The sequence below is a fragment of the Ochrobactrum sp. SFR4 genome, assembly GCF_019730395.1.
Lineage (GTDB): Bacteria > Pseudomonadota > Alphaproteobacteria > Rhizobiales > Rhizobiaceae > Pseudochrobactrum.
In genome coordinates, this window is sequence record NZ_JAAPBB010000048.1 from 1 (window position 1) to 1,464 (window position 1,464).

At 45.8% G+C, this 1,464-nt stretch carries 1 protein-coding gene; it reads right to left on the reverse strand.

All coding sequences use genetic code 11. The annotated features are described in order from the left end of the window. Nucleotides 1–97: 97 nt before the first annotated feature. A protein-coding gene (locus HBA93_RS17720; RefSeq protein WP_113946470.1) for an IS3 family transposase occupies nt 98–1,185 on the reverse strand; the annotation gives its coding sequence in 2 pieces (ribosomal slippage) (nt 98–924 and nt 924–1,185; 1,089 coding nt in all). Nucleotides 1,186–1,464: the final 279 nt, after the last annotated feature.

Below are 1,464 nucleotides of genomic sequence, written 5' to 3' on the forward strand. Positions count from 1 at the left end.
AAGGCCTGATTGATAATACCGGTGCGGCCGAGAATAACGATCCACGCATAGGTACGGGGGTAATACCCCCATTTTTAACGGGGTTCTGGCGTGGAATTTATGCTGCCATTTTCAGTTTCTGCGCGGGTGTTATTCCGCCTATGCCCATATTGGGACGTTCATTGTTGTAAGTCCATAACCAATCTGTCGCGAAGGCTTGCGCTTCTTCAATTGTCTCAATGATATATTGGTCTAGCCATTCGTGCCTGACAGTCCGGTTATAGCGTTCAATATAGGCATTTTGCTGAGGCTGTCCTGGTTGAATATACAAGATGGTAATAGAGTGTTTTTCAGCCCACCCCAGAAGTTTACCACTGATATATTCCGGGCCATTATCAACGCGTATAGTCTCTGGCTTGCCGCGCCATTCGATGATCTGGTTCAAACTTCGAATAACCCGTTCTGTTGGCAAAGAGAAATCCACCTCAATGCCTAAGCCTTCACGGTTAAAATCATCCAGTACATTCAATAGCCGGAATGACCGGCCGTCTGCCAACTGATCTGCCATGAAATCCATCGACCAGACCAAATTAGGTTTTGTTGGAACTACCAGAGCATCAGGTTTATCCCTTTTAAGGCGTTTTCGGGGCTTAATTCGAAGGTTCAGCTCCAACTCACAATAAATACGATAAACCCTCTTGTGGTTCCAGCCATAGCCTTTGACATTACGAAGATAAAGAAAGCACAATCCAAAACCCCATGTCTTTTTAGCTGCCGTTAGTCCAATCAGAAGATCTGCAATTTCTTCATTCTCATGACGAAGAAGAGGGCTATAGCGATAACAGGTCTCGCTTACTTCAAAAGCTCGGCATGCACACGCAATACTGACATCAGGCCGTTTCGCAGCTATCACGGCCATATCTCGACGCTCCGAGCGCCCCGTTACTTTTTTCCAAGAGCTTCTTTCAGTAAGTCATTTTGCATGCTCAGGTCAGCAAACATTCTCTTTAGCCGACGGTTTTCATCCTCGATAGATTTCATCTGGCTGACCATCGAGGCATCCATGCCGCCATATTTCGAGCGCCATTTATAAAATGCTGAATTGCTCATGCCGTGTTCGCGGCAAAGCTCAGGAACAGACACACCACCCTCAGCTTGGCGTAAGATTGCAAGGATTTGTGGATCGGTAAATCTAGTCGTTTTCATAAAAATCTCCTCGTTTATTAAACAGAGAAAATTCCACTTTCAAACACCTTTAATTAAAGGGGGGATTACCATACGGACGCGTTGGTCAATATCTGGCTGGAAGCTTCACGCATATCGCATCATTTTTTAGGTGTGGAGCGCTTATTGCTGCAAGCTGAGCAGGTACGGGATATCTATCTGAAACAGGCTGAAAACTGGGTGATTATTTATGACGGGAAACCGGCGGGTTTTATCGGTCTGGTTGGACAGTTTATCGGCGGACTGTTTGTTGATCCGAAT